1 protein-coding gene and 1 pseudogene are annotated in these 1,310 nt (G+C 43.9%); both read right to left on the reverse strand.

Translation table 11 applies throughout. From position 1 onward, the window contains the following. Positions 1-531 (reverse strand): annotated as a pseudogene (locus tag R7035_RS25395) (DNA polymerase Y family protein); the annotation flags it as partial. A 4-nt stretch (positions 532-535) separates the two neighbouring features. Further along, on the reverse strand, positions 536-1,228 hold the full coding sequence (gene imuA / locus R7035_RS25400) for a translesion DNA synthesis-associated protein ImuA (protein ID WP_318146341.1): 693 nt from the start codon (positions 1,226-1,228) through the stop codon (positions 536-538). Positions 1,229-1,310 lie beyond the last annotated feature (82 nt).

Genomic DNA, 1,310 nt, shown 5'->3' on the forward strand with positions numbered 1-1,310 from the left:
GGGCGATAAATCGGTTAGGGTTAATGGCAACGGAAATAAAGCTTTTTGGATAGAAGTTTTATCTTCGCTAAGCACATTCGCACCAGATAACGCCATCAATTTAGCGGAAAAAGGTGAGAAGCCACAACCAAACTGAAAGCTCAATTTTAGTTCATCTAAATGAGTTCGGATTTTATTCCAATAGTTTTGTAATCCTTCATAGAGATTAAGCATTGGCGTCGCACGCAGCAAAATACCTTGGTTTGGCATCAATACGACATCAGAAGTGACCAAATACATCCATTGAGCCACCTCTTGCAACTTATTCCACTCCGTTTGTGGGTGGTAAGGATGTACTTGCAAGTCATGGCACAAAGACGCAGCACTGCCTAAGCCCATATTTGGCTTAATGCCTTGCTGCTCGGCCGTCTCGTTGTATTGAATAATCCGGCAGCGTTGACTTTCGACAATGACGACCGGGTGCTCTTGGTTGTTGCCAAACAGCGCATCCAACTGTAGGCGAGGGAAGTGCAAGTAGATCCACAAAACCATATGATTATCCTTGATTCGCCAATGGGAAGTTCACCACAGTCGATGGGATATGAGTCATCACTGGCATCACCAACTGCGGGTAATCATGTTGAAAGTCGATATTGATACTGCCTTTGTTCCAGCCCCCTTTGCGTTTCAATACTTCCACATTTACGCCCTGTTCATGACCTTGTAGCTTTAAGCTCAATGACACAGGTAGGGACAAGCGATTTGCCATGCTCGGTTTGAGCATAAAAAGCGGACAAGCGCCTTGTTCACTGGCAACCTGTAAGCGTTTTACTTGGTGGATTTCTAGTTCGTCTTGCCATAGCAATACGTTGGCACAAACACCACTTTTCAGACACTGTTCTGCGGCCCACAAAGCATCTCGATGATGTGTAGGACTTACGATCCAAACTTGGTTTATATCTAAGCCAATATTGTGTAGAAACAGCGAATTCATTAACGCTGGAGGCAGAATGAATGCGGTTACCCCTCTCGAAAGAGACGCTTTTAGATATGGAGCGAGTAAACGCAGTTCACCAATACTGCCTACGGATTCCATCTCTACCACACCGTGAGAAGGAAAGCCGCCACCAAGCAATTCATCTAGCTCAGCAAAACCGGAGCTGCTTAGGAATTGATGGTCGTCCGCTTTTGTTAAATTGGCCTGCCAAACAAGATGCTGGCTTTTTAAGTGTTGTAAGATGTCTTGCATAAATAAAATACCTGTATGTATATACAGTATATTTCTATGGTGAAAACACGCAAGATTTTTGTCAGTGAGAAAATGAAAAAAG

The organism is Vibrio sp. 1731 (genome assembly GCF_033339955.1).
GTDB lineage: Bacteria > Pseudomonadota > Gammaproteobacteria > Enterobacterales > Vibrionaceae > Vibrio > Vibrio alginolyticus.

Coding starts and splice junctions, on each gene's coding strand:
- imuA (WP_318146341.1), bottom strand. CDS start 1,228: ATGCAAGACATCTTACAACACTTAAAAAGCCAGCATCTTGTTTGGCAG.